This is a genomic window from Haematobacter genomosp. 1 (assembly GCF_002196855.1).
In the GTDB taxonomy this organism is placed as follows: Bacteria; Pseudomonadota; Alphaproteobacteria; order Rhodobacterales; family Rhodobacteraceae; genus Haematobacter.
The window spans coordinates 13,179-39,719 of sequence record NZ_NIPW01000054.1; the positions used below are offsets into that span (position 1 = coordinate 13,179).

Annotated in this window: 29 protein-coding genes; 21 read left to right on the forward strand and 8 right to left on the reverse strand. The window is 65.3% G+C overall.

What is annotated here, in order from left to right; genetic code table 11:
• The first annotated feature begins 101 nt into the window (after positions 1-101).
• The 16 genes from rpsM to CDV49_RS18895 all read left to right on the forward strand — a co-directional run bounded on the left by rpsM (position 102) and on the right by CDV49_RS18895 (position 14,545).
• The gene (gene rpsM, locus CDV49_RS18820) at positions 102-470 is read left to right on the forward strand and encodes a 30S ribosomal protein S13 (RefSeq protein WP_035745954.1); all 369 of its coding nucleotides are present in this window, start codon (positions 102-104) and stop codon (positions 468-470) included.
• A 12-nt stretch (positions 471-482) separates the two neighbouring features.
• Positions 483-872: a 30S ribosomal protein S11 gene (rpsK, locus tag CDV49_RS18825; protein WP_035714246.1), complete on the forward strand. Its 390-nt coding sequence runs from the start codon at positions 483-485 to the stop codon at positions 870-872.
• A gap of 121 nt (positions 873-993) precedes the next feature.
• The gene (locus CDV49_RS18830) at positions 994-2,010 is read left to right on the forward strand and encodes a DNA-directed RNA polymerase subunit alpha (protein ID WP_035745953.1); all 1,017 of its coding nucleotides are present in this window, start codon (positions 994-996) and stop codon (positions 2,008-2,010) included.
• Between the two features lie 128 nt (positions 2,011-2,138).
• On the forward strand, positions 2,139-2,558 hold the full coding sequence (gene rplQ / locus CDV49_RS18835; protein WP_035714241.1) for a 50S ribosomal protein L17: 420 nt from the start codon (positions 2,139-2,141) through the stop codon (positions 2,556-2,558).
• Between the two features lie 333 nt (positions 2,559-2,891).
• The gene (locus tag CDV49_RS18840) at positions 2,892-3,500 is read left to right on the forward strand and encodes a helix-turn-helix transcriptional regulator (protein WP_088216844.1); all 609 of its coding nucleotides are present in this window, start codon (positions 2,892-2,894) and stop codon (positions 3,498-3,500) included.
• A 60-nt stretch (positions 3,501-3,560) separates the two neighbouring features.
• Complete coding sequence (locus CDV49_RS18845; protein WP_088216845.1) at positions 3,561-4,148, forward strand: acyl-homoserine-lactone synthase; 588 nt, start codon at positions 3,561-3,563, stop codon at positions 4,146-4,148.
• 109 nt (positions 4,149-4,257) lie between these two features.
• The gene (locus CDV49_RS18850; RefSeq protein WP_088216846.1) at positions 4,258-5,634 is read left to right on the forward strand and encodes a trypsin-like peptidase domain-containing protein; all 1,377 of its coding nucleotides are present in this window, start codon (positions 4,258-4,260) and stop codon (positions 5,632-5,634) included.
• Positions 5,635-5,637: 3 nt separating this feature from the next.
• Positions 5,638-6,954 carry a replication-associated recombination protein A gene (locus CDV49_RS18855; RefSeq protein ID WP_088216847.1) on the forward strand — a complete coding sequence of 439 codons (1,317 nt, stop codon included), beginning with the start codon at positions 5,638-5,640 and terminating at the stop codon, positions 6,952-6,954.
• Between the two features lie 133 nt (positions 6,955-7,087).
• The gene (crcB, locus tag CDV49_RS18860; protein ID WP_088216848.1) at positions 7,088-7,453 is read left to right on the forward strand and encodes a fluoride efflux transporter CrcB; all 366 of its coding nucleotides are present in this window, start codon (positions 7,088-7,090) and stop codon (positions 7,451-7,453) included.
• A complete protein-coding gene (locus CDV49_RS18865; protein WP_088216849.1) occupies positions 7,450-8,499 on the forward strand; it encodes an RluA family pseudouridine synthase in 1,050 nt (349 codons plus the stop codon). The genes crcB and CDV49_RS18865 overlap by 4 nt, the downstream gene beginning before the upstream one ends.
• Positions 8,496-9,158: an HAD-IA family hydrolase gene (locus tag CDV49_RS18870; RefSeq protein ID WP_088216850.1), complete on the forward strand. Its 663-nt coding sequence runs from the start codon at positions 8,496-8,498 to the stop codon at positions 9,156-9,158. Before CDV49_RS18865 ends, CDV49_RS18870 begins: the two co-directional genes overlap by 4 nt.
• The gene (locus tag CDV49_RS18875) at positions 9,155-9,871 is read left to right on the forward strand and encodes an ATP12 family chaperone protein (RefSeq protein ID WP_088216851.1); all 717 of its coding nucleotides are present in this window, start codon (positions 9,155-9,157) and stop codon (positions 9,869-9,871) included. The genes CDV49_RS18870 and CDV49_RS18875 overlap by 4 nt, the downstream gene beginning before the upstream one ends.
• Before the next feature lie 208 nt (positions 9,872-10,079).
• On the forward strand, positions 10,080-11,111 hold the full coding sequence (locus CDV49_RS18880; protein WP_088216852.1) for an amino acid ABC transporter substrate-binding protein: 1,032 nt from the start codon (positions 10,080-10,082) through the stop codon (positions 11,109-11,111).
• A gap of 103 nt (positions 11,112-11,214) precedes the next feature.
• On the forward strand, positions 11,215-12,468 hold the full coding sequence (locus CDV49_RS18885; protein ID WP_373447819.1) for an amino acid ABC transporter permease: 1,254 nt from the start codon (positions 11,215-11,217) through the stop codon (positions 12,466-12,468).
• A gap of 1 nt (position 12,469) precedes the next feature.
• The gene (locus CDV49_RS18890) at positions 12,470-13,768 is read left to right on the forward strand and encodes an amino acid ABC transporter permease (RefSeq protein WP_088216854.1); all 1,299 of its coding nucleotides are present in this window, start codon (positions 12,470-12,472) and stop codon (positions 13,766-13,768) included.
• Positions 13,769-13,777: 9 nt separating this feature from the next.
• Positions 13,778-14,545, forward strand: a complete 768-nt coding sequence (locus tag CDV49_RS18895) for an amino acid ABC transporter ATP-binding protein (protein ID WP_088216855.1) — start codon at positions 13,778-13,780, stop codon at positions 14,543-14,545.
• Positions 14,546-14,566: 21 nt separating this feature from the next.
• Here the strand turns inward: CDV49_RS18895 and CDV49_RS18900 are convergent, their stop codons facing one another.
• From CDV49_RS18900 to CDV49_RS18930, 7 genes are all read right to left on the reverse strand, one after another.
• Complete coding sequence (locus CDV49_RS18900; protein ID WP_088216856.1) at positions 14,567-15,073, reverse strand: SixA phosphatase family protein; 507 nt, start codon at positions 15,071-15,073, stop codon at positions 14,567-14,569.
• Complete coding sequence (locus tag CDV49_RS18905) at positions 15,070-15,756, reverse strand: ferredoxin (protein ID WP_256947408.1); 687 nt, start codon at positions 15,754-15,756, stop codon at positions 15,070-15,072. Before CDV49_RS18905 ends, CDV49_RS18900 begins: the two co-directional genes overlap by 4 nt.
• Positions 15,753-16,631, reverse strand: a complete 879-nt coding sequence (gene argB / locus CDV49_RS18910) for an acetylglutamate kinase (protein ID WP_088216868.1) — start codon at positions 16,629-16,631, stop codon at positions 15,753-15,755. Before argB ends, CDV49_RS18905 begins: the two co-directional genes overlap by 4 nt.
• Before the next feature lie 83 nt (positions 16,632-16,714).
• Positions 16,715-17,368 carry a ribosome biogenesis GTP-binding protein YihA/YsxC gene (gene yihA / locus CDV49_RS18915; RefSeq protein WP_088216857.1) on the reverse strand — a complete coding sequence of 218 codons (654 nt, stop codon included), beginning with the start codon at positions 17,366-17,368 and terminating at the stop codon, positions 16,715-16,717.
• 24 nt (positions 17,369-17,392) lie between these two features.
• Positions 17,393-18,139 carry an MOSC domain-containing protein gene (locus CDV49_RS18920; RefSeq protein WP_088216858.1) on the reverse strand — a complete coding sequence of 249 codons (747 nt, stop codon included), beginning with the start codon at positions 18,137-18,139 and terminating at the stop codon, positions 17,393-17,395.
• A gap of 9 nt (positions 18,140-18,148) precedes the next feature.
• Positions 18,149-20,023: a membrane protein insertase YidC gene (gene yidC / locus CDV49_RS18925; RefSeq protein ID WP_088216859.1), complete on the reverse strand. Its 1,875-nt coding sequence runs from the start codon at positions 20,021-20,023 to the stop codon at positions 18,149-18,151.
• A 96-nt stretch (positions 20,024-20,119) separates the two neighbouring features.
• Positions 20,120-21,028 (reverse strand): MBL fold metallo-hydrolase, encoded by a 909-nt coding sequence (locus CDV49_RS18930; RefSeq protein WP_088216860.1) that lies wholly within the window; start codon positions 21,026-21,028, stop codon positions 20,120-20,122.
• A 56-nt stretch (positions 21,029-21,084) separates the two neighbouring features.
• On the opposite strand from CDV49_RS18930, the gene CDV49_RS18935 reads away from it, so the two are divergent.
• The 4 genes from CDV49_RS18935 to CDV49_RS20585 all read left to right on the forward strand — a co-directional run bounded on the left by CDV49_RS18935 (position 21,085) and on the right by CDV49_RS20585 (position 24,012).
• On the forward strand, positions 21,085-22,413 hold the full coding sequence (locus CDV49_RS18935; RefSeq protein ID WP_088216861.1) for an ATP-binding protein: 1,329 nt from the start codon (positions 21,085-21,087) through the stop codon (positions 22,411-22,413).
• A gap of 66 nt (positions 22,414-22,479) precedes the next feature.
• Positions 22,480-22,719: a YdcH family protein gene (locus tag CDV49_RS18940; RefSeq protein WP_088216862.1), complete on the forward strand. Its 240-nt coding sequence runs from the start codon at positions 22,480-22,482 to the stop codon at positions 22,717-22,719.
• Positions 22,720-23,185: 466 nt separating this feature from the next.
• On the forward strand, positions 23,186-23,509 hold the full coding sequence (locus CDV49_RS18945; protein ID WP_088216863.1) for a 2Fe-2S iron-sulfur cluster-binding protein: 324 nt from the start codon (positions 23,186-23,188) through the stop codon (positions 23,507-23,509).
• Between the two features lie 71 nt (positions 23,510-23,580).
• Positions 23,581-24,012 (forward strand): hypothetical protein, encoded by a 432-nt coding sequence (locus tag CDV49_RS20585; RefSeq protein WP_179209270.1) that lies wholly within the window; start codon positions 23,581-23,583, stop codon positions 24,010-24,012.
• A gap of 222 nt (positions 24,013-24,234) precedes the next feature.
• Here the strand turns inward: CDV49_RS20585 and purD are convergent, their stop codons facing one another.
• Complete coding sequence (gene purD, locus CDV49_RS18955; RefSeq protein ID WP_088216865.1) at positions 24,235-25,497, reverse strand: phosphoribosylamine--glycine ligase; 1,263 nt, start codon at positions 25,495-25,497, stop codon at positions 24,235-24,237.
• A gap of 70 nt (positions 25,498-25,567) precedes the next feature.
• Here purD and xseA point away from each other — a divergent pair.
• A partial coding sequence (xseA, locus tag CDV49_RS18960) for an exodeoxyribonuclease VII large subunit (RefSeq protein WP_088216866.1) occupies positions 25,568-26,541 on the forward strand: 974 nt, incomplete at its 3' end.

Here is a 26,541-nt window from a genome sequence, read left to right on the forward strand (position 1 = left end):
CCCTTCGGGTCAGAGCGTGTGGGGATCGGTTCAGACCGCAAAACCCGCGTTGTGAAAAAAGGTTCCGGCATTACGGAACCGCAACAGAAAAGGAAGCCCTAGTGGCACGTATTGCTGGTGTAAACATCCCCACGGGTAAGCGCGTTCCGATCGCGCTGACCTATATCCACGGTATCGGCCCGAAGATCGCCGATGAAGTCGTGCAGGCCGTCGGCATCGACCCGTCGCGCCGCGTGAACGATCTTTCCGACGCCGAAGTGCTTGCGATCCGCGAATACATCGACGCCAACCTGACCGTCGAAGGCGATCTGCGCCGCGAAGTTCAGATGAACATCAAGCGTCTGATGGATCTCGGTGCCTACCGCGGCCTGCGCCATCGTCGCAACCTCCCGGTCCGCGGTCAGCGGACGCACACCAACGCCCGCACCCGCAAGGGCCCGGCGAAGCCGATCGCCGGCAAGAAGAAGTAAGGGGAGGGTATCATGGCTCGCGACAAGACCCGTATCAAGCGCAAGGAGCGCAAGAACATCGCCGCTGGCGTTGCTCACGTGAACTCCTCGTTCAACAACACCAAAATCCTGATCTCCGACGTGCAGGGCAATGCGATCGCCTGGTCGTCCGCCGGCACGATGGGCTTCAAGGGTTCGCGGAAATCCACGCCCTATGCGGCGCAGATGGCTGCGGAAGACGCTGGCCGCAAGGCGCAGGAACATGGCGTCCGCACCCTGGAAGTCGAAGTGCAAGGCCCCGGCTCCGGCCGTGAATCGGCGCTCCGCGCGCTGGCCGCCGTCGGGTTCAACATCACCTCGATCCGCGATGTGACGCCGCTCGCGCACAACGGCTGCCGTCCGCCGAAGCGCCGCCGGGTCTGAGGAACCGAAAATTCTGCTCGGGTCGCGCGAAAATTCGCGCGGCCCGAGTGCGTCATTCTGAACCTCGGGCGTTCTGCGGCAACCGGTTCATGCGCCGCGGGACAGGTATGGAGGCAATTGCATGATCCACAAGAACTGGCAGGAACTCATCAAGCCGACCCAACTCGAGGTCAAGGCTGGCCCCGACGCCTCCCGTCAGGCGACGGTGGTTGCCGAGCCGCTGGAGCGTGGGTTCGGTCTGACCCTCGGCAACGCGCTGCGTCGTGTGTTGATGTCCTCGCTTCAGGGTGCTGCGATCACCGCGATCCAGATCGACAACGTGCTGCACGAGTTCTCCTCGATCTCGGGCGTGCGGGAGGATGTCACGGACATCGTCCTCAACCTGAAGGGCGTCGCGCTCAAGATGGAAGTGGAAGGGCCGAAGCGCCTGACCATCTCCGCCAAGGGTCCGGGCATCGTGACCGGCGGCGACATCTCCGAATCGAACGGCATCGAGGTGCTGAACAAGGAGCATGTCATCTGCCATCTGGACGACGGCGCGAACCTGTTCATGGAACTGACCGTGAACACGGGCAAGGGCTATGTCGCGGCGGACAAGAACCGGCCGGAAGACGCGCCGATCGGGCTCATTCCGATCGATGCGATCTACTCGCCGGTGAAGAAGGTGGCCTATGAGGTCACGCCTACCCGCGAGGGTCAGGTGCTTGACTATGACAAGCTGACCATGAAAATCGAAACGGATGGCTCCGTCACGCCGGACGATGCGGTGGCTTTCGCCGCGCGGATCCTGCAGGACCAGCTCACCGTCTTCGTCAACTTCGAAGAGCCGGAATCGGCCACGCGTCAGGATGCGGAAGACGGGCTGGAGTTCAACCCGCTGCTGCTGAAGAAGGTGGACGAACTCGAACTGTCGGTCCGCTCGGCCAACTGCCTGAAGAACGACAACATCGTCTATATCGGCGACCTGATCCAGAAGACGGAAGCCGAGATGCTTCGGACGCCGAACTTCGGCCGCAAGTCGCTCAACGAGATCAAGGAAGTGCTGTCCGGCATGGGTCTGCACCTCGGCATGGAAGTCGAGGACTGGCCGCCGGAAAACATCGAAGACCTCGCCAAGCGGTTTGAAGATCAGTTCTGATTGATCTTTGCGGGGCGTTTCGCTAGAGGCGCCCCGAATGCCCGGACTGCCGGGGAAATCATGGGCAATTCCGCCCCAAGGAGAGCGCGGTTCGCATCCGCGCCGGACAAAGCAAAAGGAGTAAGACCATGCGTCACGCCCGCGGATACCGCCGCCTGAACCGCACGCACGAGCACCGCAAGGCGCTCTTCGCCAACATGTCCGGCTCGCTCATCGAGCATGAGCAGATCAAGACGACGCTTCCGAAAGCCAAGGAACTGCGTCCGATCATCGAGAAGCTCATCACGCTCGCCAAGCGTGGGGATCTGCACGCCCGCCGCCAGGCTGCCGCGCAGCTCAAGCAAGACGCTTATGTCGCGAAACTGTTCGACGTGCTTGGTCCGCGCTACAAAGAGCGCCAGGGCGGCTACGTCCGTATCATGAAGGCGGGCTTCCGCTACGGTGACATGGCGCCGATGGCGATCATCGAATTCGTCGATCGCGATCCCGCTGCCAAGGGCGCTGCCGACAAGGCGCGCGTCGAGGCAGAGTTCGCCGACGCCGAATAATATCGGCTCTTCTCAAGAATTAAGATACCCCGCCGTCGAGCGGGGTATTTTCTTTTTTACTCAGTCTATTAATTATTGATATGCATCATTCGCATATGAAGAGATATCTGAGACCTGTGTTGTGATCTGTTCTATCAGTTCGTCGAGATCCAACTCTTCCATCGGCGTTGCTCCGATGAATTCGAGAAGATCGAAACGGTCATTCGCGGGAAGGCGCATGAGTTTTGCAAAGAGGTCTGGGCTTATGGATCGCATTGAAACACCTTTCGACCGGTGGTCGATGGATCCACAATTTAAAGTTGACGGCGCAGGGGGCAACTTGTCTAAAAAGACATGTCCTTGACGGTAGGCCTCGAGCTCGAACTTCGCAATCTCGCCCGCCTTGCGCCGGTGGGGTATTATGTCGCGCTGCACATCAGATTCGGCGCACCCATGCTCATGTTCCGCACCTTTCCGCAGGACTGGACGGATCGGTACACGGAGCAGGCCTATACGCTGCGGGATCCGCTTGTCGCCTGGGGGTTTTCAACCGAAGGCACGACGCGGTGGAGCGAGATCACCATCGATCCGTTCGGCATCATGGCGGAAGCGGCGCGTTATGGCCTTGGTTTCGGCGCCTGCGTCGCCTGTGGGCCCATAAGCTCGCGGACAATCGCCGGTATCGCACGGAACGATCGAGAGTTCACGGATGCAGAGATTGCGAAGGCGGCCGAACTGGTGAGCCATATCCACGCGATCACCGAGCCGCCGGAAAGTCTCACCCCCGCTCAGATAGAAGCCCTGCGCCTCATCGCCGCCGGAGACCGCCATGCGGCGGCTGCGGCGAAGCTGAACATCTCCGAAAGCGCCTTGAAAGCGCGGTTGAATTCCGCCCGCCAGCGCCTGTTGGCGCGCACCACGGCCGAGGCGATTCAGCGCGCGAAGGATTACAGGCTGCTCTAGGAAGGCATCGGGTCGTCGCCGCGGGTTCGGATTTCTTTACCCCAACCCACGGAGACGACCATGCAGATCACCACGCTTTCCTTTGAGAACCTGCACAAACACGGCGAACTGTTCGCAAATCTGCTGCGCGCCCGCCACCAGTCCTTCATCGTCCAGAACAAATGGAACCTGCCCGAAGCCATGGGCATGGAGTATGACCAATACGATACCCCGGCCTCCCGCTGGATCGCCATTCACGATCTGGGACGGGTGGTGGGCGGCATGCGCCTGACCCCGACCACGGCGAAATGCGGCATCTACAGCTACATGATCCGCGACGCGCAGCGCGGATTGCTGGGGTCCATACCCTCTGACCTGCTCTATCACGAAGCCCCTGTGGATCCGCATGTCTGGGAGGTGTCGCGCGGTTTCGTCTGCCACACCGTGCCGATGGCGGCACGGCGCCGGGTCCATGCGCTGATGGTGGCGGGCATGAACCGCGCCGCGCGAGAGCTGGGGGCCACGAGGACCATCGGGCTTTTGTCGTCGAGCTGGCCGCGTTGGGCCGCGCGCTGCGCCCTGGACATGGAGGCGGCCGGTCCTGCCAGCATGATCGACGGGGTCGAGAACCAGTGTATCTTCATCAACTTCGCCGGCAAGCTGCATTGAGGCGCGGGAGCATCGGGCGGGGGCGGGCGCTGGCCAACGGGCCGCTGCGCCGCGTTGAACCTGCCCGCCCGCTGCTCCATATCAAGCTCCTCAGCCCGGAGATTGCCCGATGCGCATGATTGCTGCCCCGTTCGCCCTGTTGCTCGCCGTCCAGCCGCTTGCGGCACAGACGGTTCCGGCGAGTCCGGCGGAAATCACGATGAGCTTCGCGCCGGTGGTCAAGGCCACGACCCCCTCCGTCGTGAATATCTATACGCAGCGGGTCGTCTCCCAGCGGGAGACGCCTTTCGGAATCGATCCGTTCTTTGCCGACATCTTCCGCAACTTCGGGCGGGAGGTGCCGCGTGTGCAGAGTTCACTGGGGTCCGGTGTGATTCTGACGGCGGACGGGATCATCGTGTCGAACTTCCACGTCGTGAAGGAGGCCAGCCAGATCCGTGTCGTGCTGACCGACCGGCGGGAGTTCGATGCGGAGGTGCTGCTGGCGGATGAGGAGACCGACCTCGCCGTGCTGAGGCTGAAGGAAGCGAGCGGCCTTCCCGCGCTCGCGCTCCGCGACTCCGATGAGGTGGAGGTGGGAGAGCTTGTGCTGGCCATCGGCAATCCGTTCGGCGTCGGGCAGACAGTGTCCAGCGGCATCGTCTCCGGTCTCGCCCGCTCCAACCTCGGCATCGGCGGGGGGCGGGGCTATTTCATTCAGACCGACGCACCGATCAATCCCGGCAACTCCGGGGGCGCGCTGGTGGACGTGGCGGGGCGGCTCGTCGGGATAAACACGGCGATTCTCAGCCCCTCCGGTGCGTCGAGCGGCATCGGTTTCGCGATTCCCGCCAATCTGGTGCACGCGGTCGTCACGCAGGCGGAAGCGGGGCGGACCCGGTTCGAACGCCCCTGGGCCGGGATCGCGGGGCAGGCGGTGGATGCGGGTATGGCGGAGAGCTTTGGACAGAGCGCGCCCCAGGGCCTGGCCATTCTGGATTTCGCCCCCGGCAGCCCTTTCGCAGAGGCGGGTCTGTCCACGGGGGACGTGATCCTTCAGCTTGACGGCGTGCCGGTCAATACGCCGGCCGAAATGATTTTCCGTATGTCCGTGCGGGGTGTGGGCGCCGAGACGGAGGTCACCTATCTCCATCAGGATCGACAGGAGACGACCCGCGTCCGGCTGATCCCGCCGCCGGATACCCCGGCGCGGGACGTGGTCGCCCTCACCAGCGGGCCGTTTCAAGGCTATACGGTCGCCAATCTCAACCCCGCCGTGACGAGTGAGATGGCGCTTCCCGACGGGCTTGCCGGCGTGGTCATCACCGATGTCGGGCAGCAGACACTCGGCCTCGGGCTGCGCCCCGGCGACATCGTGCGCAGCGTGAATGGGACACAGATCGCGACGACCGCCGATCTGCGCGCTGCCAATGCGGAGCGGGTGAGCCGCTGGCAGATCGAATATGAGCGGGAGGGGCGGCGCGCGCTCCTCCGCTTTCGGAGCTGAGGGATGAGCGACCTGTTCGACACCCCGGAGACGCCGGCGGCGGCAACCTCGGCTCCGCGCCCGCTGGCCGACCGGCTACGGCCCCGTGAGATTTCGGAGGTCATCGGGCAGGGGGCGCTGCTGGCGCCGGAGGGGCCGCTCGGCGCGATGCTGGCCTCCGGCAGCCTGTCCTCCCTGATCCTGTGGGGGCCGCCCGGCGTCGGCAAGACGACCATCGCGCGGCTGCTGGCGGATGCGACGGAGATGGCCTTCGTTCAGATCAGCGCGATCTTCAGCGGTGTGCCGGAGCTTCGCAAGGTGTTCGAGGCCGCTAAGCTTCGCCGCCAGAACGGGCAGGGGACGCTGCTGTTCGTTGACGAGATCCACCGCTTCAACAAGGCGCAGCAGGACAGCTTCCTCCCTTATATGGAGGATGGCACGATCCTGCTTGTCGGAGCCACGACGGAGAACCCGTCCTTCGAGCTGAACGCGGCGCTGCTGTCACGGGCGCAGGTCATGGTGCTGGAGCGGCTGACACTGGCCGATCTGGAGCGCCTCGCCCAGCGGGCGGAGAAGGAACTGGGCCGCCCGCTGCCACTCCGCCCGGAGGCGCGGGATGCCCTGCTGGAGATGGCGGATGGCGACGGGCGCGCCTTGCTGAACCTGATCGAGCAGGTCATGGCCTGGCGGGTCAAGGAACCGCTCGATCCCGGCCAGCTCGGCCAGCGGCTGATGCGGCGGGCGGCGAAATACGACAAGTCGGGTGACGAGCATTACAACCTGATCTCCGCGCTGCACAAATCCGTCCGGGGATCGGACCCGGATGCCGCGCTCTACTGGTTCGGGCGGATGCTGGAGGGCGGGGAGGATCCGCGCTACCTCGCCCGCCGCATCACCCGGATGGCGGTGGAGGATATCGGCCTCGCCGACCCGCAGGCGCAGACGGTCTGCCTTCATGCGTGGGAAATCTATGAGCGTCTGGGTTCGCCGGAGGGGGAGCTGGCGCTGGCGCAGGCGCTCGTCTATCTCGCGCTCGCCCCCAAGTCGAACGCGGGTTACGTGGCCTACAAGGAGGCGCGCGGCCTCGCCCGCAAGACCGGCTCCGAACCGCCGCCCAAGCATATCCTGAACGCCCCGACCCGGCTGATGAAGGAGCAGGGCTATGGCGCGGGCTATGCCTATGACCACGATCAGGAGGATGCCTTCTCCGGCCAGAACTACTTCCCCGACGGCGTGCGGCGTCCCGTGCTCTATCAACCGGTGGAGCGGGGCTACGAACGGGAGTTGAAGAAGCGGCTGGAGTATTTCGCCCGCCTGCGCGAGAAGCGGGGAGAAGGTTGATACCGGCTGAAGGTTGATACCGGCTGAAGGGTGACACCGGCTGAAGGTTGACACGGGCTGAAGGTTGACACGGGCTGAAGGTTGACACGGGCTGAAGGTTGACACGGGCTGGCCCACGCGCGAAGGGTCCGCGATGAACTGGACGAGCTTTCTTCAGGTGGCGCTTGGCGGCGCGGCGGGGTCAGTGCTGCGCTATGCGGCAACGCTGGGCATGGCCCGCGTGGTGCCGGGCTTTCCGCTGGGCACGATGCTCGTCAACGTCGCCGGATCCTTCGTGATGGGGGTGTTGGCCATGTCGATCGCGGCGCATCTGCGGCCCCTGCTGCTGACCGGCCTTCTGGGCGGGTTCACCACCTTCTCCGCCTTCTCGCTGGAGACGCTGACGCTCTGGGAAGAAGGGCGGGCGCTCTCCGCCGCGGGCTATGTTGCGGGTTCTCTCATCCTGTCGCTTCTTGCCGTTCTCGCAGGCGCGACCCTTGCGCGGAGCATGATGTCATGAGCGTGAAACTCTTTACCGTCGCGGAGGATGAGGGCGAGCAGCGGCTGGACCGCTGGCTGAAGCGCCACTTCCCCACACTGAACCAGGGGACCATCGAGAAGATGGCGCGGACGGGCCAGATCCGCGTGGACGGCGGCCGGGTGAAGGCGTCGAGCCGCGTTGCCCCCGGCATGGTTGTCCGCGTGCCGCCGATTCCCGAGGCCCCGCCTGCCGAGCGCCGCGCCCCGGAACCCCGCGTCAGCGAAAGCGACGAGGAGATGATCCGCCGCGCCGTGCTCTACAAGGACGACCACATCATCGCCATCAACAAGCCGCCGGGCCTGCCGAGTCAAGGCGGCTCCGGCCTGGCCGACCGGCATGTCGATGCTTTGGCGGAGGCGTTGAAGTTCGGTCTGCCGGAGAAGCCGAAGCTCGTGCACCGGCTGGACAAGGACACCTCCGGCGTGCTGCTGCTCGCACGCACCAACCGGGCGGTGCGGGACCTGTCGGAAGCCTTCCGTTCCCGTGCGACGCGCAAGATCTACTGGGCGGCGGTGGCGGGCGTTCCCGCCCCTCGCAAGGGCACGATCCGCTACGGGCTGATCAAGGCGCCGGGTCACGGCGGGCGGGGCGAGGGGGAGCGGATGATCGCCATCCATCCCTCCAAGGTGCAGGAAACGGAGGGCGCAAAGCGCGCGACCACCGATTATGCCGTGCTGGAGAGCCTCGGCACCCGTGCCTCCTGGGTCGCGCTCGCGCCGATCACCGGACGGACGCATCAGCTTCGCGCCCATATGGCGGAGATCGGCCATCCCATCGTGGGCGACGGCAAGTATGGCGGCTCGGGGCAGGAGAACCTCGGCGATGGCTGGGGGTCGCAGCTTGGCGGGGATATCAGCCGGAAGCTGCATCTCCACGCCCGTTCGCTGTCCTTCGACCATCCGGTGACGGGCAAGCGCATCACCGTGACGGCCCCGCTGCCCGAGCATATGCAGCGCACCTGGAAGACCTTCCAGTGGGCGGAAGGAGACGTGCCTGCCGACCCCTTTGCGGAGGAGGAGGAATGACCGCGCTCCGCCTCGTCGTCTTCGACGTGGACGGCACGCTGGTGGACAGTCAGCAGGCCATCCTTGCCGGTATCGCTGCCGCCATGGCGGCGGTCGAGCGTCCCATGCCCGCGCGGGAACAGGCGCTCTCCATCGTCGGCCTGTCGCTTCCGGTCGCGCTGGCGCGGCTGGCACTCGGGGCCGATGTGACACGGATGGTCGAGGGGTATCGCGGCGTGTTTCACGGTGACGATGCGCCCGGTGTCTCCCCCCTCTATCCCGGCGCGCGCGCAGTGCTGGACGGGCTGGCGGCGGAAGATCACACGCTGCTCGGCATTGCCACGGGCAAGGCGCGGCGGGGGCTGGACAAGCTGCTGGCGGGGCACGGCCTCACCCGGTATTTTCTGACGACGCAGGTCGCGGACGACCATCCGTCAAAGCCGCATCCCGCCATGCTGGAGGCCGCCCTGGCAGCAGCTGGCGTTGCGCCGGAACAGGCGGTGATGATCGGCGATACGAGCTTCGACATGGAGATGGGCGCAGCCGCGGGCGTTCCGACCATCGGTGTCACCTGGGGGTATCACAGTCCCGACCGGCTGCGCGCCGCCGGGGCGGGCCTGATCGTGAGCGATTATGCCGAACTCGCGCATGCGCTGGAGCGGAGAGGGATGGCGGCATGAGCGAGTGGCGGCCGAAACGGTTCTGGAAGGCCACATCCGTTCGGGCGGAGGGCGATGGCTACGGCGTCGCGCTGGATGACCGGCCCCTGCGGACACCCGCGCGCCAGCCGCTCCGTGTGCAGAGCCGGGCGCTTGCCGAGGCGCTTGCTGCGGAGTGGGAGGCCCAGAGAGAGCATGTCGCGCCGGAGACGATGCCGCTGACGCGGATGGCCAATTCCGCGATCGACAAGGTGACGGGCCAGCGGGACGCGGTGGCGGAGATCGTCGGCGACTACGGCGGAACGGACCTGCTGGCCTACCGGGCGGAAGCGCCGGCGGAACTGGTGGCGCGGCAGGCCGATCGCTGGGATCCGCTGCTCCTCTGGGCGGAGGAAGCACTGGCGGCGCCGCTGTCCGTGACGGTCGGCGTAATGTTCAACGCGCAGCCGCAGGCGACGCTCGCCCGGCTGGAGGCGCGCGTGGCGGCGCTCGATCCGTTCGAGCTTACTGCGCTCCATGATCTCGTGGCGCTCAGCGGCTCTCTCATCCTCGGGTTGGCGGTGGCGGAAGGACGGCTCGCCCCGGAGGAAGCATGGGATCTGTCGCGCCTCGATGAAGACTGGCAGGCCGAGATCTGGGGCAGGGACGCGCAGGCGGAGGCGCAGGCCGCGCGACGGCGCACCGATTTCCTGGATGCCGCCCGATTCCTGAGCCTCTACCGTCGGGCTGATTAAACTTTTCGCACATTTTTTAAGCATTTTAACCGTGAGTTTGATGTCCACTCGCGGCACATCGTCCGTAAACGACGATCCTATTGACGTTTTCAGGACGTCCCGCGCAAGATTTGCCTGCTGGGCGGCGGTTCTCGCAACGCCGTCGGACACCGGGAGGAATTCCGGGGCCAGTGCTCCGCAAGGGGCTGACCATCAGGAAAGGTAATCTATGAAAACGAAGGTATTTCTCGGCGCGCTGGCAGGGATCGGGCTGGCAGGGATCGGGCTCGCTGGCGCCGCTTCCGCCGCGACGCTTGACGATGTGAAGTCGCGCGGCGAACTGAATTGCGGAACGAACACCGGCCTTGCGGGCTTTGCCGCCCCGGATGCGAACGGCGTCTGGCAAGGTTTCGACGTGGCGTTCTGCCGTGCCGTGGCTGCCGCGGTGCTTGGCGATCCGATGAAGGTGAAGTTCGTCCCGACCACCGGCCAGACCCGCTTCACCGCGCTGGCTTCCGGGGAGATCGACGTGCTGGCCCGCGTCACAACCTGGACCTTCTCGCGCGATGTGGACCTGAAGTTCACCTTCACCGGCACCAACTACTACGACGGACAGGGCTTCCTCATCCGCAAGGACATGGGCGTGACCTCGGCCAAGGAACTGGGCGGCGCGCGCGTCTGCATCCAGACCGGGACCACGACGGAACTGAACCTCGCCGACTATTTCAAGACCAACAACATGACCTATGAGGCCAAGCCGATCGAGACGCAGGCCGAAGGCCAGCAGGCCTATCTCGCCGGCAACTGCGACGTCTATACGACGGATGCCTCCGGCCTTGCCGCGATGCGGGGAACGTTCCCTGACCCGGAAAATCACATCATCCTGCCCGAGATCATCTCCAAGGAACCGCTGGCGCTGCTGGTGCGGCAGGGCGATGATCAATGGGCCGACATCGTGCGCTGGACGCAGAACGCCCTCGTAGCGGCCGAGGAATACGGCGTGACCTCCGCCAATATCGACGAGCTGTCGAAAGTGGCGGGCGACAACCCGGAGATCAACCGGCTGCTCGGCACCGAAGGCAACCTCGGCGCGATGTTCGGGCTGGACAATCAGTGGGCCTACCGCGCCATCAAGGCCGAGGGCAACTACGGCGAGATCTTCGAGAAACACCTGGGCGAGTCGACGCCGATCGGCCTTGCGCGCGGGCTGAACGCGCAATGGACGCAGGGCGGCCTGCAATACTCTCCGCCGTTCCGCTGATCTCGGTGGGGGCGCTTCCGGAACCGGAGGCGCCCCTTTCGATTTGAGGACCACGACGCCGAAGAGCGCCGGGCCAAAATCCAGGGAGACAGCCCATAATATGGTGACGACCACAGAACAGCCGCCGCGAGGGACGTTTCGTCTGAGCATGCTGCTCTACGACACGCGTTACCGCGCGCTGACGATACAGATCATTTTCCTCATGGCGTTCATGGCGGGGGCTGCGTGGCTTGTCCACAACGCGGTCGACAACCTCCGGGCGCTCGGCAAGGATTTCAACTTCGGCTTTCTCAATGTCCGCGCGGGTTACGACATCAACCAGCGCCTGATCGAATATACCAACGACAGCACCCATGGCCGCGCCCTGCTGGTCGGGCTGATGAATACGCTGCTGCTGGCGGTGATGGGCTGCGTGACAGCGACGATCATCGGCGTCATCGGTGGCGTACTGCGTCTTTCCAACAACTGGCTCGTCTCCCGCCTGGCGGCGATCTATGTCGAGATTTTCCGCAATGTGCCGCTCCTGATCTGGATCCTCGTGGTCTTCGCCATTTTCAGCGAGAGCATGCCCGCGCCGAACGCTTTCAGGGGCGAAAATCCGGCGGCGACGATGAAGCTGTTCGACACCATGGCGATCACCAACCGGGGCATCTATATCGCCGGGCCGATGTTCGACCGCAGCCTCGGCGCCCTTACGCTCGGACCGTTCACGATCAGCCTCAATTTTCTGGCCGTGCTGGTGGCGCTGGTCATCGGCTGGCTGATCCATCGCGCGCTCAGCCGGAATGCGGAGATGGTGCAGAACGCAACGGGCCGCAGACCTGTCATCTGGTGGAAGAGCCTGCTGGGTTTCGTGGTGCCGTTCGTCGCCGTGCTCTATGCGCTCGGCTTTCACCTCGACCGCCCGTCGCTGCAGGGGTTCAACTTTCAGGGCGGCATCTACATGCGGGATTCGCTCATCGCCATGTGGATCGCCCTCTCGCTCTATACCGGCGCCTTCATCACGGAGACGGTGCGCGGCGGTATTCTGGCCGTGCCACGCGGCCAGTCGGAAGCGGCAGCCGCCCTCGGTCTGCGCCCGTCGCGGACGATGCGGCTCGTGATCCTTCCGCAGGCGCTGCGGGTCATCATTCCGCCGCTGATCTCCCAGTATCTGAACCTGACCAAGAACACCTCTCTGGCACTTGCCGTCGGCTACATGGACCTTCGCTCCACCCTGGGGGGGATCACCCTCAATCAGACGGGGCGGGAGTTGGAGGCCATGATGCTCATGATGCTCATATATCTCGTGATCTCTCTGGTGATCTCGGGCGCGATGAACCTCTACAACAGCACCGTCAAGCTGAAGGAGCGATAGGATGAGCGACACTTCCTTCGTCCGCAAGCATATGCTGGAGCCGGAGCATCCCCCCGCGCGGGAGCGGGGGGCGGTGAAATGGCTGCGGGAGAACCTGTTCTCCGGCCCGGTCAACATCATCCTCACGGTGATCGCGCTTTACATCTGTTACCTGATCCTCGCCGCGGTCGGCCCCTGGCTGGCGCGTTCCGTCTGGCACGGCAGCTCTCTGACGGAGTGCCGGCAAATCATCGCCGAACGCTATGGTCCCGGCGTCACCGGTGCCTGTTTTGCGGTGATTAGCGAACGCTGGAACCAGCTTCTGTTCGGCTTCTATCCGCGACAGCTCTATTGGCGACCGACGCTGGCGATGATGCTGCTCCTGGTCGCCATCGCGCCGATCCTCTTCAATCGGATGCCGCGGGCGCTGCTGTATTTCACGCCGTTCTATCCGGCCGTCGCCTATTGGCTGCTGTGGGGCGGGACGCTGTGGTATCCGCTGGCGGTGATGGCCGGGCTGGCGCTGGTCATACCTGCCTTCCGGCTGGGCGAGCGGTTCAGTACGCTGACCGGTCTGCTGGCGGCGGTGGTGGTGCCGCTGCTGTGGTGGGGGTTCGCGCAGCAGTGGGTGGTGGCGGGGCTTTCCTCCGTTCTGCCTCTGACGCTGACCTACGTGCCCTCCAACAGTTTCGGCGGCTTCATGCTCTCCATCATCATCGGTGTGACGGGGATCGCGCTTTCGCTGCCGCTGGGCATCCTGCTCGCGCTGGGGCGGCAGTCCGACCTGTTCATCGTCAAGACGATCTGCGTGGGCTTCATCGAGTTCATTCGTGGCGTGCCGCTCATCACGCTGCTTTTTACGGCATCGCTGCTGCTGAACTACTTCCTGCCGCCCGGAACGAACTTCGACATCATCCTGCGCGTCGTCATCATGGTGACGCTTTTCGCCGCCGCCTATATGGCGGAGGTGATCCGGGGCGGGCTCGCGGCCCTGCCTCGCGGGCAGTATGAGGCGGCGGACGCCCTCGGGCTCGATTACTGGCAGGCCCAGCGGCTCATCATCATGCCGCAGGCCCTGAAGATCTCCATCCCCGGCATCGTCAACACCTTCATCGGGCTGTTCAAGGATACGACGCTCGTCGTTTTCATCGGCCTGCTCGATCCGATCGGGCTGTCCAACTCCATCCGGGCCAACCAGAGCTGGAACGGCATCTATTGGGAGCTGTTCATCTTCATCGGCCTTTGCTTCTTCATCTTCTGCTTCGGCATGTCGCGCTACTCCCTGTATCTGGAGCGGCGGCTGAAGACGGACCACCGCTAGGAGAGACCCATGTGCGCCACGCCCGCGCGGCAGCCCGCGTCCGACATCGCCGTCCAGATCGTCAAGATGAACAAGTGGTACGGCCAGTTCCACGTTCTGCGCGACATCGACCTGACCGTTGCGAAGGGGGAAAAGATCGTGATTGCCGGCCCATCGGGTTCCGGCAAATCCACGCTGATCCGCTGCATCAACCGGCTGGAGGAGCATCAGTCCGGCAAGATCATCGTCGATGGCACGGAGCTCACCAACGACCTGAAGAACATCGACAAGGTGCGCTCGGAAGTCGGCATGGTGTTCCAGCACTTCAACCTGTTTCCGCACCTGACCATTCTGGAGAACTGCACCCTCGCGCCGATCTGGGTGCGCAAGGTGCCGAAGAAGGAGGCGGAGGAGACGGCGATGCACTTCCTGCACAAGGTGAAGATCCCTGAGCAGGCGAGCAAGTATCCCGGCCAGCTTTCGGGCGGTCAGCAGCAGCGGGTGGCCATCGCCCGCTCGCTCTGCATGCGGCCGCGGATCATGCTGTTCGACGAGCCGACCTCAGCGCTCGACCCGGAAATGATCAAGGAGGTGCTGGACACCATGATCGAACTGGCGAACGAGGGGATGACCATGCTCTGCGTCACCCATGAGATGGGCTTTGCGCAGGCAGTGGCCGACCGGGTGATCTTCATGGATCAGGGGCAGATCGTGGAGCAGAACAACCCGACGGAGTTCTTCAACAATCCCCAGTCGGAACGGACTAAGCTGTTCCTTAGCCAGATCCTCGGCCACTGAATCCTAGGCCGATGAACCCGGCTATCGCTCCAGATCACGGGGCGTGACGAAATCCACGGTGCGACCGCTGCGGGGCACTATGTCCTTCCAGCGGTCCTCCTCAAAGTCCACGATCAGGGTCGCGCCGGTGGGGTAACGACCGAAGTCGCGATGCACCGGCGGATCCGAAACGATCCGCTGGGCGAACTCGCCAATCCCGGGATTGTGGCCGATCAAAGCGACGACTGGGGCTTCCGCCTGACGGAGCAGGGAGAGAAGCACAGCAGGCTCCGCATGATAGAGTTCCGGTACAAGATGCAGCGCTTCGGGCTCCGGCAGATGCTGGGCCATCCGCTCCCATGTCTGCCGGGTGCGCATTGCGGTGGAGCAGAGGACCTGCTGCGGAAGATAGCCGCTTTCGGCAAGCCACTGCCCGATATCCGTGGCCGCCTGCTGACCCCGGTTGTTGAGCTTGCGGTCGAAATCAGCGGCGGTCGGGTCTCCCCAACTGGATTTCGCGTGGCGGGTGAGGATCAGGCGGAGAGTCATGATTGGGGATCATATCCTGCCCGCGGAAAAGCGGAAGGATGGAACTGCATCATGTGATAGGCGGATTGCTCGGCGAGCCTGCCGTAACTTTGCGACAGCGGGCAGGAGCGCCGGACGGCGCAGCCGCTGGCAAGATTGTCCTGCCCTTCCTTCGTGTCGAGATAGGCGTGGCAGCGATCCAGATCATAGCCCTCTCCCGTCAGCGCCCCTGCGGGACAGGCGGTGAGGCAGGGCCGCTCACAGGCATCGCAGGGCCGGGGGGAGGGCGGCGGCAGCGCGACAGGCTCCCGCAGCGCCAGCGCGCCGCGATAGGACACCATCAGTCCCGCAGTGTCATGCACAAGCAGGGTGACGGGAGAGGTGAAGGCACGCCCGGAGCGCAGCGCCCAGCGGGTGAACGGCTTCCATGGCGGCCCGCCGAAGGGGAAATACGCCTTGGCCCGGAGATCGCAGGCCATCCGCCCGATGACCCGCCGCGACCAGCGGTCCAGAGGATCGGGACGACCGTCGCCGAACTCCGGCTCTGCCGTCACATGGCGCCAGAACCCGGGCTCTGCCGGGCCAAGCAGCAGCAGCGTGCCGGTCCCGTCGGGCAGGCCGTCCTCCGGCAGCGGTCGAAAGCCGCCGAAGATCGCAAGCCGATGCCGGGCCGCGATCTCCGCCACCTCGGCCCGGGTTGTCACCGCCGACGCGGCTTGAAGCGCGGTTCCGTAGAGCGGATCAGCGTGCCCGCGCCGTGTTCGGTGAACAGTTCCAGAAGGCAGGCATTGGGTTGCCGCCCATCCAGAATCACCGCCGCGCGGACGCCGCCCTCGATGGCCTCCAGCGCGGTCTGGGTCTTGGGAATCATGCCGCCGGAGATCACGCCCTCCTCCGTCATGCGCTTCACATCCTCGGGCGAAAGCTGGGTCAGGACGTTGCCGTTCGCATCCTTGACGCCAGATACATCCGTCAGCAGCAGCAGACGATCAGCTTTCAGCGCCGCCGCGATCGCCCCCGCCGCCGTGTCACCGTTGACGTTGAAGGTCTCGTTATCGTCGGTGCCCGTCGCGACAGGGGCCACCACCGGGATGATCCCGGCGGCGAACAGGTCCTGGAGCACCTGCACGTTCATCTCCACCGGACGGCCGACGAAGCCCAGTTCCGGGTCATCGGCCACGCAGACCATCAGGTCGTCGTCCTTGCCGGACAGACCCACCGCGCGACCGCCCTCGTCATTGATCGCCTGCACGATCCGCTTGTTGACGAGGCCGGAGAGCACCATCTCCACCACTTCCACGGTGGCCTTGTCCGTCACCCGCTTGCCCCGCACGAAACGGGATTCGATGCCCAGACGCTTCAGCAGGTCGTTGATCTGCGGGCCGCCGCCATGCACCACGACGGGGTTCACGCCCACTTGCCGCATCAGCACGATGTCGCGCGCGAATTCCGCCATCGCCTCATCGTCGCCCATGGCGTTGCCGCCAAACTTCACCACCACGATGGCGTCGTTGTAGCGCTGGAGGTAGGGCAGCGCTTCCGAAAGCGTCTGCGCGGTTGCAATGGGATCGCGGACCACCTGTTTCCTCACCATTCCTGTCTCCCGTAGGCTTCGAGCCCTGCCTAGTGGTTTCGTGGCAGCGTGCCAAGACCCGCGTCTTGCTACTCCAGCGTCGCGATGATTGCGCGAAGCGTTTCTATTCCCTCACCCTTTTCAGAGGATGTGACGATGATCTCCGGGTAGGCGGCAGGGTGTTTGGCGAGCGCCTTTCGCACCTGCGCCAGCACCTTTTCCCGCTCCGGGCCGAGGATCTTGTCCACCTTCGTCAGCACAACCTGAAAGGTCACGGCGGAACGGTCGAGCAGCGTCAGGATTTCCTCGTCCACCGCCTTGATGCCGTGGCGTGCGTCGATCAGTACGAAGGCGCGGCGGAGGGTGGCGCGGCCCGACAGATAGGCCTTCAGCAGCGCCTGCCACTTTCTCACCGTGGCGACGGGAGCCTCGGCGAAGCCATAGCCGGGAAGATCGACGAGGTAGTGATCCTCTCCCGCCGTGAAATAGTTGATCTCCTGCGTCCGCCCCGGCGTGTTGGAGGCCCGCGCCAGCGCCTTGCGGCCGGTCAGCGCATTGATGAGGGAGGACTTGCCCACGTTGGACCGCCCGGCAAAGCACACTTCCAGCCGGTCGGCGGGGGGCAACCCGTCCATCGCGACGACGCCCTTCAGGAAATCCACCGGTCCGGCGAAAAGCAGACGCCCGCGTTCGCGCGCCGCGTCTTCCGGCTCCGGGGCGAGGGTAAAGGTCAGGTCGGTCATGGGAAACTCTCGATCAGAATGCGGTCAGGTCAGTTCCACGCGGTCGCCCGGCCCGACGGTGCCGCCTTCCAGCACCACGGCGTAGACGCCGAAGTCCTGCACGCCCACCAACTCGCGGAGGCCTTTCAGCGTATCGGCATCGACCTTGCCCGTGGCGGGGTTGGCGGTGGTCGCCTTGCACCGCCCGATGCGGTCCACGACGCGGAGCCGTGCGGAACCGATGCGGAGGTCGCGCCCGATCCAGTTCACCTCTTCCCACGCGGGCAGATCGTCCAGCCAGACGTTGCCGCGCCAGCGGTGAATGGACAGGTCCGTGCCCATATGGGCCGACAGGGCGGCATTGGAGGCGAGGTTCTTCAGCGACACGGTCGGAAGCTGGCTGTCCGTCATCCCCCGTCCGGCGGAGACGAGCGCCACCGGCTGCATCGGAGGCTCCGGGCTGATCGGGCGCACCCAGTCGAGAAAGCGTTCCACCTCCGTCACGGGGTCGAAGTCGATCGGGCCAAGGTCGGGATGGTCGAGCGCGAGCCGCCCCGTCGTCTCATCGAACCGCGCGGTGATCGCCATCAGCGCAGGCGTGCGCGCGCCGCGTTCGAAGTTCGCGCAGGGCATCCACCTCGGAGCGCCGGTATCGAACTTGGACATGCCGTGGGTCACGGCCCAGTGCCGGTCGAAGGGAAGGCACTCCGCCTCCGAAAGCAGAACGGACGCGAGTTCTTCGCGTCCGTGAGCCTTGATGGGGTGGCGGTAGAGATGGGCGATGGTCGCCATATACCGGTCCTACTTCTTGGCGGGCTTCTTGTCCGCCGGTTTCGCCGACTTGTTCGCGACGGGCGTGGCGGGTTTCTTTCGCCTGAAACTCGCCTTTATGTTCCCGAACAGGTCAACTCTCGCCCCGTGGCTGCGCATGATGGCATATTGCTGGACGAAGGTGATGACGTTGTTGGTGATCCAGTAAAGCACAAGACCGCTCGCGAAGGATCCCAGCATGAACATGAACACCCAGGGCATCCAGGCAAAGATCATCGCCTGCGTCGGGTCCGGCGGCGCCGGGTTCAGCTTCTGCTGGAACCACATGGAGATGCCGAGGAAGATCGGCAGCATGCCGAGGAAGATCGTCGCCATCAGCGTCCCGTGCATGGGCGCAGCCCAAGGCAGGAGGCCGAACAGGTTGTAGAGCGACGACGGGTCCGGGGCCGAGAGGTCGCGGATCCAGCCGATCCACGGCGCATGGCGAAGCTCGATGGTGACGAAGATCACCTTGTAAAGCGAGAAGAAGATCGGGATCTGCACCAGCACGGGCAGACAGCCCGCCGCCGGATTCACCTTCTTCTCCTTGTAGAGCGCCATCATCCCCTGCTGGAGCTTCATCCGGTCGTCGCCGACCTGCTCCTTCAGCTTCTCCATCTCCGGCTGAAGCTCTTTCATCCGGGCCATGGAGACGTAGGACTTGTAGGCGAGCGGAAGCACCAGCGCCTTCAGCACGAAGGTCAGCGCGATGATGGACCAGCCCATGTTGCCGATGAAACCGTGCAGCCAGTGCAGCAGCCAGAAGATCGGCTTGGTCAGGAAGAAGAACCAGCCCCAGTCGATCACGTCGATGAAGCGGTCAACGCCGACGTCATTCTGATAATGACGGATCGTTTCCCACTCCTTCGCGCCGGCGAAGAGCATGGTGGAGGAACTGCCGGTTTCCCCTGCCGCGATGGTCAGCGTGGGGAGGCGGGCCTCCGTCTGATAGACGCTCGACTGATCGGAATACTTGGCGACGGCGGTGAAGCTCTGCCCCGGCATGGGAACCAGCGTTGTCATCCAGTATTTGTCGGTAAAGCCGATCCAGCCGTTGGCGCTGACATCGACCGTTTCTGCCCGGGCGCCGCCCTCACGGTCGGAGCGGGGCAGGTCGGCCATCTTCTTGTATTTGATCTCGGTCAGCTTGCCGTCCGCCATCTGCACGACGCCTTCGTGCAGGATGAAGAAGTTCTGCAGATCGGCCGGCAGCCCGTGGCGCGCGACGATGCCGTAAGGGGCAAGCCGCACTTCCGCCCCGGTATTGTTCTCGACCGACTGGGTGACGGTGAACATGTAGTTCTCGTCGATCGCCATCTTCTGATGGAAGACGAGGCCCTGACCGTTGTCCCAGACAAGCTCCACCGGCGCGCCGACGCCCAGCCTGTCGCCGGAGGCCAGCGTCCAGGGCGTGTTCGGTCCCGGCATCTGCGCATAGTCGAGCGTGCCGCCCGGCGCCCAGCCGTAGAGCGCGTAGTATGCCCCCTGCGCGCCGATCGGGGAGAGCAGCCGCACATACGGGCTGGTCTCGTCCAGCGTCTGACGATAGCCGGTCAGTTCCAGATCGTCGATCCGGCCCCCCACCAGCGAGACGCTGCCCGCAAGGCGGGGCGTCTCGATCGCCAGCCGCGGCGCGGTCTCCGGCGTCGCCTGCGCGGACGTGCCGGGTGCGGTGCCGGGAGCGACGCCCGGCGTGGTGCCGGGTTGGGCTGTCGGCGGGGGCAACACCCCTTCCACCTGTTGCGTCACCGCATCTGGCGTGGTCGGCTGCACCTGATCGGCGGGCGGAAACAGCAGAAACCACACCACGATCACGATGAAGCTCAGGACGGATGCGATGATGAGGTTCTTGTTCTGATCGTCCATCACGGACTTCCACCTGTCGTGCCTTTGGAATCAGGGCCGGTTCAACAGGCCGACCGGGCAAAGGTCAAGCAGATTTCCCCGAATCGGCCCCCGTGGTCACTTCCGGGAGAGGTGAAAGGCGGCGTCCGGCCTGATCGCGCCCTCCGGCCGGGCCACGCCGCGCTCCGCAAGGTCGATCAGATGGGCGAGGACATTGCGCTCCGCCGCATGCATGAGGGGGGCGGGCGTGTCGGTATAGATCGTTGCGGCGATGCTGCGGGCGGTGCTCTCGCCTGCCTCCAGCGCCGCGCGGATCTGCCGCTCCCGCATCCGGCGATGATCGCGGAGCCAGCCGATCCGCGCGGTGGCGTCGGTGACCGGTGCGCCGTGGCCGGGCAGGAACACCGCCTCCGCCTGCGGCATCAGCCGGTCGAGAGAGGCCATGTAGGCCCCCATGTCGCCATCCGGCGGCGACACGATGGAGGTGGCCCAGCCCATCACCTGATCGCCCGACAACACGAACCCGCCCCACAGGAAACTCAGGTGATTGCCAAAATGTCCGGGCGTGTGCAGCGCGCGGAGCGGCTGCCCGCCGGCAAGGATTTCCGCCCCGTCGGCCAATTCCTCATCCGGGGCGAAGGTCGGATCCGCCCCTTCACCGCCATCGGACATGCCCGCCGCGACCAGCCCCTCCATCGTTTCGCTCCGGCCCGCTGCGCTGTCGCCGAAGGCGGTGACAGGGGCGCTCACTTCCGCCGCCAGCCGCGCGGCGAGCGCGGAGTGATCGACATGGCTGTGGGTGACGAGGATCCGCTCGATCCGCTCTCCGGGCCGCAGGGCTTCCAGGATCGCGGCAAGGTGGCGTTCGTCGTCGGGGCCGGGATCGACAAGCGTCACGCGCCCCTCACCCAGCAGGTAGGTGTTCGTGCCGCGATAGGTCATGGCCGAGGGGTTCGGTGCGACGATGCGGCGCAACCCCGGCGCCAGTGTCTCGGGCGCGCCCGCCGTCGGATTGAAATCGTCCATCTCCGTCCTCTCCACAGCCTCTGGCCATTCTCCCTGACCCGTCCTAGGGTTCTGGCATGGATTTCGGCTGGTTGAAACGGATGATGCCCCGCGGTCTCTATGGCCGGGCCGCGCTCATCCTGATCGTGCCGGTTGTGACCATCCAGCTCGTCGTCTCCGTCACCTTCATCCAGCGGCATTTCGAGGGTGTCACCCGCCAGATGACCCGCAGCGTGGCGAGCGAGGTGACTTTCGTCGCGGCGATGGTCAATGCCGCCTCCTCGCTGCAAGAGGCGCAGCGCCGGGTGGGCGAGGTGATGGGGCCGCTGGAACTCGGTGTCACGCTGCCCGCGCCCAATGCCCCCCGAACCAACGAGCGTGTCTGGATCGATTTCTCCGGCCGGGTCGTGACCGCCACGTTCGAGCAGGCGGTGCCGAATATCACCGGTGTTCATCTGCTGGATGAGGAAAAGGCGGTGCGCATCGGGTTGCAGACCCGCTACGGGCCGATGGAGGTGCGGATGACGCGCCTTCGCGTATCCGCCTCCAACCCGCACCAGCTTCTGGTGCTGATGGTCTCCACCTCCATCCTGATGACGGCGGTGGCCTATCTGTTCCTGCGCAACCAGCTTCGCCCGATCAAGCGCATGGCCGCGGCGGCGGAGGCCTTCGGCAAGGGCCAGAGCGTCCGCTTCCGGCCCACGGGCGCCGCCGAGGTCCGCTCCGCAGGGCGGGCCTTTCTGGAGATGCGGGACCGGATCGAACGGCAGATCGAGCAGCGGACCCTGATGCTCTCCGGCGTGAGCCACGACCTGCGCACCCCGCTCACCCGGCTGAAACTCGGCCTCTCGCTGGTCGATGACGGCAGCGAGGAGGTGGAGGAGTTGCAGCGCGACGTGAAGGACATGGAGGTGATGCTGGACAGCTTCCTCGCCTTCGCGCGGGGAGATGCGCTTGAGGATCCGGTGCCGACCGACCCCGCCGAGCTTCTGGAGCGCGTGGTGGCGGATGCGGAACGCGCGGGCCAGAAGGTCACCATCGGCCATCTGCGCGGACGGATGGAGCCGGTGCCGCTCCGCCCGATGGCGGTTGAGCGGGCGCTGCACAACCTCATCGGCAACGCTGTCCGATATGGCACGCAGGCGGAGCTGTCGCTCGACATCTCCGACCGGACGGTGTGCTTCACGGTGGAGGACGACGGGCCCGGCATTCCCGAGGAAAGCCGTGGCGCGGCATTGCGCGCCTTCTCCCGGCTCGATTCGTCACGCAATCAGGACCGGGGGACGGGAGTGGGGCTTGGCCTCGCCATCGCCGCCGATATCGCGCGAAGCCACGGCGGGCGGCTGAAGCTTGGAGAGAGCAGCCGTTTCGGTGGGCTCCGGGCGGAGATCGAGCTGGCCCGCTGATCCGTTCGCCTTGCTCTTTGCCCGCACGCGATTACCTGACAAGCGAACCATCCGAGGAGAGACGTCATGTCCAATACGCCCCACACGCTCGAGGAAGAATTCCCCGACCGGATCGAAGCCATTCACGCGCGAAAGGCGAAGGACGCGGTCTTTGCCCTGCTGCTGAAACAGTATGACGAGGTGAACGACGCGGTTCATCTCGCCGAAACCCGCGTCACCCCGATGAGCGAGGAAGCGGAGGAGGAACTCCGCCGCAAGAGGCTCGTCATCAAGGACGAGATCGTCCGGTCGCTCGAACAGGAGTGACGGGCGGGACATGCGGTCGCCCCGCCGAAGCGGCGGCCGCACCCCGCGCGCCGTGAACATGTCCGCCCGGGCATCTGGCGGGCTGCCGAGAAAGCCGGGCACCCCCCGGTCTTGCATTGATCCGGTCTTGCGTTGAAATGCGGAACATCTGTCCGGTCAGGCACCAAAACGTGCGGTTTCCGGGGCGCTCCCCAACAATGTGGGGAAGATCTCCGCCCCAGAGCGACCGCGGAATGCTTTTTCAGCAGTTTTTCAGCAGCCTGTACCGATTGCGGACAGGGGCTCGGGGGCCGGCTGGGTGTTTGCGGTCGTCCGGGAGCTGACCGCTGGGCTGACCTCCGCGGCTGTCCTCCCGGAGCGGGTCCGCCCGTGTGGAGCCGGACCGGGGGCTGGTGCAAGCGTCCGGCCTGTCCTATGTCGGGTGTCTCCCCCCTTGGGCTGCGGCCCGGACTTCAGGCAGGACGCGATGGCGAAGATCACCTATATCGAAGCGAATGGCACCGAACATGTCGTGGACGTGCCGAACGGCCTTACCGTGATGGAAGGCGCGCGGGATAACGACATTCCGGGGATCGAGGCCGATTGCGGAGGGGCCTGTGCCTGTTCCACCTGCCACGTCTATGTCGCCCCCGACTGGGTGGATCGCCTGCCCGCCAAGGATCCGATGGAGGAGGACATGCTGGACTTCGCCTGGCAGCCCGATCCCGTCCGTTCCCGCCTGACCTGCCAGATCAAGGTGACGGAAGCGCTGGATGGCCTTGTCGTCAATATGCCCGAGAAGCAGATCTGATCCACCGGCCTCGTCTCCCGGCTCTCGTCGCGTGCGGGCAGCGAATGCCTTTGACTGTGCCACGATGACATGTGAGCGGCTCGGTGTCGGTGTCGGTGTCGGTGTCGGTGTCGGTGTCGGTGTCGGTGTCGGTGTCGGTGTCGGTGTCGGTGTCGGTGTCGGTGTCGGTGTCGGCTTTGCTGGCCCGCGCCGGTCGCAGATTACGCAGGGGATCGGGGCAGATCATCTACGTACCGTTCCACCCCGGATGCGGGGGCGAGGAGGGCATGGATTTTCGCGATTCGGGTGACCGTGATTCAAATGACCCCGATTCAGGTGACGGGGGCGGATGGTGCCGATGGCCCGGACCGGTTTATGGCCTGGCCGTATTCTCTAACAGGCTGCTGAAAAAGGCTTTTTGGCCTGTGTTGGAGCGGAAATTGTTCGCCATCGGACGAAATCCAGCCGGAAATCCATATACTTCCGGGCGTTTTCGGGCCGATTTTCCGATTTCCGGCACATAGGCAGGACACTTCAGGATTTTTTCAGCAGCCTGTTAACGTTCGCGTCGCGCCAAGCGTTTGCGGCAGGATCTGCGGGTATTGTCGGCGTTGTGGGTCAGCGTTCTGGGTCGGCGTTCCGGGACGGCGCTCTGCTCCCAAAGTGCATTGATCGGTAGCATCCACTCCGGGGGAACGCGACGCTCCGCCCGCCGGTGACGCGCCCGCCGTCTCAGAGGCTGCGCATCAGAGCGCGCGCCAGCCAATGTCATGGCGGCAAAAGCCCTCCGGCCAGTCCACCCGCTCCACCATCGCATAGGCCCGTTCCCGCGCCTCCGCCAGTGTCGCGCCCCTTGCGGTGAGGTTCAGCACCCGCCCGCCATTGGCAAGGATGCGCCCCTCCCGCTCCACCGTGCCCGCGTGAAAGCACATGCGGGAACTGTCGGACGGCAGCGCGTCCAGCCCGCGGATTTCCGTGCCCTTCACGTAATCGCCGGGATAGCCGTCTGCGGCCATTACCACGGTCAGCGCGTGGTCATCGGCCCAGCCGACCGTCATTTCCGCAAGACGCCCTTCGGCAGCGGCGTGGAGCAGGTCCAGCGCCTGCGCCCCGAGCCGCATCATCAGCACCTGACATTCCGGGTCGCCGAAACGGACGTTGTATTCCACAAGCCGCGCGCGGCCGTCCTTGATCATCAACCCGGCATAGAGGACGCCCCGAAACGGCGTGCCGCGCCGCGCCATCTCTGCCATGGTGGGTTTCACGATCTCCTCCAGCGCCTGCCGCTGGATCGCCGCGCTGAGCACGGGGGCGGGGGAATAGGCGCCCATGCCGCCGGTATTGGGGCCGGTATCGCCATCGCCCACGCGCTTGTGATCCTGCGCGGTGCCGACGGGAAGCACCGTCTCCCCGTCGCAGAGGATGAAGAAGGAGGCTTCCTCCCCCTCCATGAATTCCTCGATGACGACCTCCGCGCCGGCCTCCCCGAACTGGCCGCCGAACATGTCCTCGATGGCGTCCTCGGCCTCCGCGAGCGCCATGGCGACGACGACGCCCTTGCCTGCTGCAAGGCCGTCCGCCTTCACCACGATGGGCGCGCCGGTCTGCCGCACATAGGCAAGGGCGGCCTCCCGCGCCGTAAAGCGGGCATAGCCTGCGGTGGGTGCATGGGCGGCGTCACAGATCTCCTTGGTGAAGGCCTTGGAGGCTTCCAGCCGTGCGGCGGCGGCAGACGGGCCGAAAGTCAGAAACCCGGCGGCGCTCAGCGCATCCGCGATCCCGGCGGCCAGCGGAGCCTCAGGCCCGATGACCACGAAGTCGATGGCATTCGCCTCGCAGAATTCGAGCACGTCGGCCGCGTCGAGAATGTCGATCGCCGCCGTCTCCGCCAGTTCCGCGATGCCTGCGTTACCGGGTGCGACGATGAGCCGGTCGCATTTCGGGTTCTGCTTGATCGCCCAGGCCAGCGCATGTTCGCGCCCGCCGCCGCCCAGTATCAGGATGTTCATGTCTCGGCCCGTTCCGTTCGGTTGGCGGGCGTTCTAAGATGGCCGCGCCCCTTGAGCAAGCGAGTGTGACGTGTCCGACCTGTTTGAAGATCCCGAACCCCGGGATGAGCCCCGCCGGAATGAGCCGGAATTCAGCGTCTCCGAACTGTCGGGAGCGGTCAAACGCTCCATCGAGGGCGGGTTTTCCCATGTCCGTGTGCGCGGAGAGGTGGGGCGTGTCGTGGTGGCGCGCACGGGTCATGTCTATTTCGACCTGAAGGACGACAAGGCGACGCTGGCGTCCATCTGCTGGAAAGGCACGGCCTCCCGGCTCACGGTGATGCCGGAGGAAGGGATGGAAGTGGTGGCCACGGGGCGGCTCACCACTTTCGCCCAGCAGTCGAAATACCAGATGGTGGTGGAGGACGTGGCCCCCGCCGGTGTCGGCGCGCTCATGGCGATGCTGGAGAAGCGTCGCGCGCAGTTGCAGGCCGAGGGGTTGTTCGACCCCGCCCGCAAGAAGCAGATCCCCTTTCTGCCGGAGGTGATCGGCGTGGTGACATCGCTTCAGGGGGCGGTGATCCGGGATATCCTGCACCGTCTGCGCGACCGCTTTCCGCGCCGCGTGCTGATCTGGCCGGTCGCCGTACAGGGCAAGGACTGCGCCCCCCAGGTTGCGGCCGCGATCCGCGGCTTCAACGCGCTTTCCACAGGTGGCCCGATTCCCCGGCCCGATCTGCTGATCGTCGCGCGCGGGGGGGGCTCCATCGAGGACCTTTGGGGCTTCAACGAGGAGGAGGTGGTGCGCGCCGCCGCGGCCTCCCGCATTCCGCTGATCTCCGCCGTCGGGCATGAGACGGATACGACGCTGATAGATTTCGCCTCCGACTGTCGTGCGCCGACACCGACCGCGGCTGCCGAGATGGCGGTTCCGGTGCGGCTGGACCTGCTCGCGGCGGTGGAAGGGCAGGGGGCGCGGCTCCTGCGCGCGGCGGGGCAGGGGGTGGCCCTGCGCGGACAGCGGCTTCGCGATCTGGCGCGCGCGCTGCCCCGACCGGAGGCGTT

Bases quoted from the DNA above. Each gene is read 5' to 3' on its own strand.
- CDV49_RS18935 (WP_088216861.1), top strand. From the start codon at position 21,085: ATGGATTTCGGCTGGTTGAAACGGATGATGCCCCGCGGTCTCTATGGC.
- yihA (WP_088216857.1), bottom strand. From the start codon at position 17,368: ATGACCGACCTGACCTTTACCCTCGCCCCGGAGCCGGAAGACGCGGCG.
- CDV49_RS18840 (WP_088216844.1), top strand. From the start codon at position 2,892: ATGTCCTTGACGGTAGGCCTCGAGCTCGAACTTCGCAATCTCGCCCGC.
- CDV49_RS18875 (WP_088216851.1), top strand. From the start codon at position 9,155: ATGAGCGAGTGGCGGCCGAAACGGTTCTGGAAGGCCACATCCGTTCGG.
- CDV49_RS18850 (WP_088216846.1), top strand. From the start codon at position 4,258: ATGCGCATGATTGCTGCCCCGTTCGCCCTGTTGCTCGCCGTCCAGCCG.
- yidC (WP_088216859.1), bottom strand. From the start codon at position 20,023: ATGGACGATCAGAACAAGAACCTCATCATCGCATCCGTCCTGAGCTTC.
- CDV49_RS18900 (WP_088216856.1), bottom strand. From the start codon at position 15,073: ATGACTCTCCGCCTGATCCTCACCCGCCACGCGAAATCCAGTTGGGGA.
- CDV49_RS18880 (WP_088216852.1), top strand. From the start codon at position 10,080: ATGAAAACGAAGGTATTTCTCGGCGCGCTGGCAGGGATCGGGCTGGCA.
- CDV49_RS18830 (WP_035745953.1), top strand. From the start codon at position 994: ATGATCCACAAGAACTGGCAGGAACTCATCAAGCCGACCCAACTCGAG.
- rplQ (WP_035714241.1), top strand. From the start codon at position 2,139: ATGCGTCACGCCCGCGGATACCGCCGCCTGAACCGCACGCACGAGCAC.
- CDV49_RS18855 (WP_088216847.1), top strand. From the start codon at position 5,638: ATGAGCGACCTGTTCGACACCCCGGAGACGCCGGCGGCGGCAACCTCG.
- CDV49_RS18890 (WP_088216854.1), top strand. From the start codon at position 12,470: ATGAGCGACACTTCCTTCGTCCGCAAGCATATGCTGGAGCCGGAGCAT.
- CDV49_RS18865 (WP_088216849.1), top strand. From the start codon at position 7,450: ATGAGCGTGAAACTCTTTACCGTCGCGGAGGATGAGGGCGAGCAGCGG.
- crcB (WP_088216848.1), top strand. From the start codon at position 7,088: ATGAACTGGACGAGCTTTCTTCAGGTGGCGCTTGGCGGCGCGGCGGGG.
- CDV49_RS18895 (WP_088216855.1), top strand. From the start codon at position 13,778: ATGTGCGCCACGCCCGCGCGGCAGCCCGCGTCCGACATCGCCGTCCAG.
- rpsK (WP_035714246.1), top strand. From the start codon at position 483: ATGGCTCGCGACAAGACCCGTATCAAGCGCAAGGAGCGCAAGAACATC.
- CDV49_RS18940 (WP_088216862.1), top strand. From the start codon at position 22,480: ATGTCCAATACGCCCCACACGCTCGAGGAAGAATTCCCCGACCGGATC.
- CDV49_RS18920 (WP_088216858.1), bottom strand. From the start codon at position 18,139: ATGGCGACCATCGCCCATCTCTACCGCCACCCCATCAAGGCTCACGGA.
- CDV49_RS18845 (WP_088216845.1), top strand. From the start codon at position 3,561: ATGCAGATCACCACGCTTTCCTTTGAGAACCTGCACAAACACGGCGAA.
- CDV49_RS18930 (WP_088216860.1), bottom strand. From the start codon at position 21,028: ATGGACGATTTCAATCCGACGGCGGGCGCGCCCGAGACACTGGCGCCG.
- CDV49_RS18945 (WP_088216863.1), top strand. From the start codon at position 23,186: ATGGCGAAGATCACCTATATCGAAGCGAATGGCACCGAACATGTCGTG.
- purD (WP_088216865.1), bottom strand. From the start codon at position 25,497: ATGAACATCCTGATACTGGGCGGCGGCGGGCGCGAACATGCGCTGGCC.
- CDV49_RS18870 (WP_088216850.1), top strand. From the start codon at position 8,496: ATGACCGCGCTCCGCCTCGTCGTCTTCGACGTGGACGGCACGCTGGTG.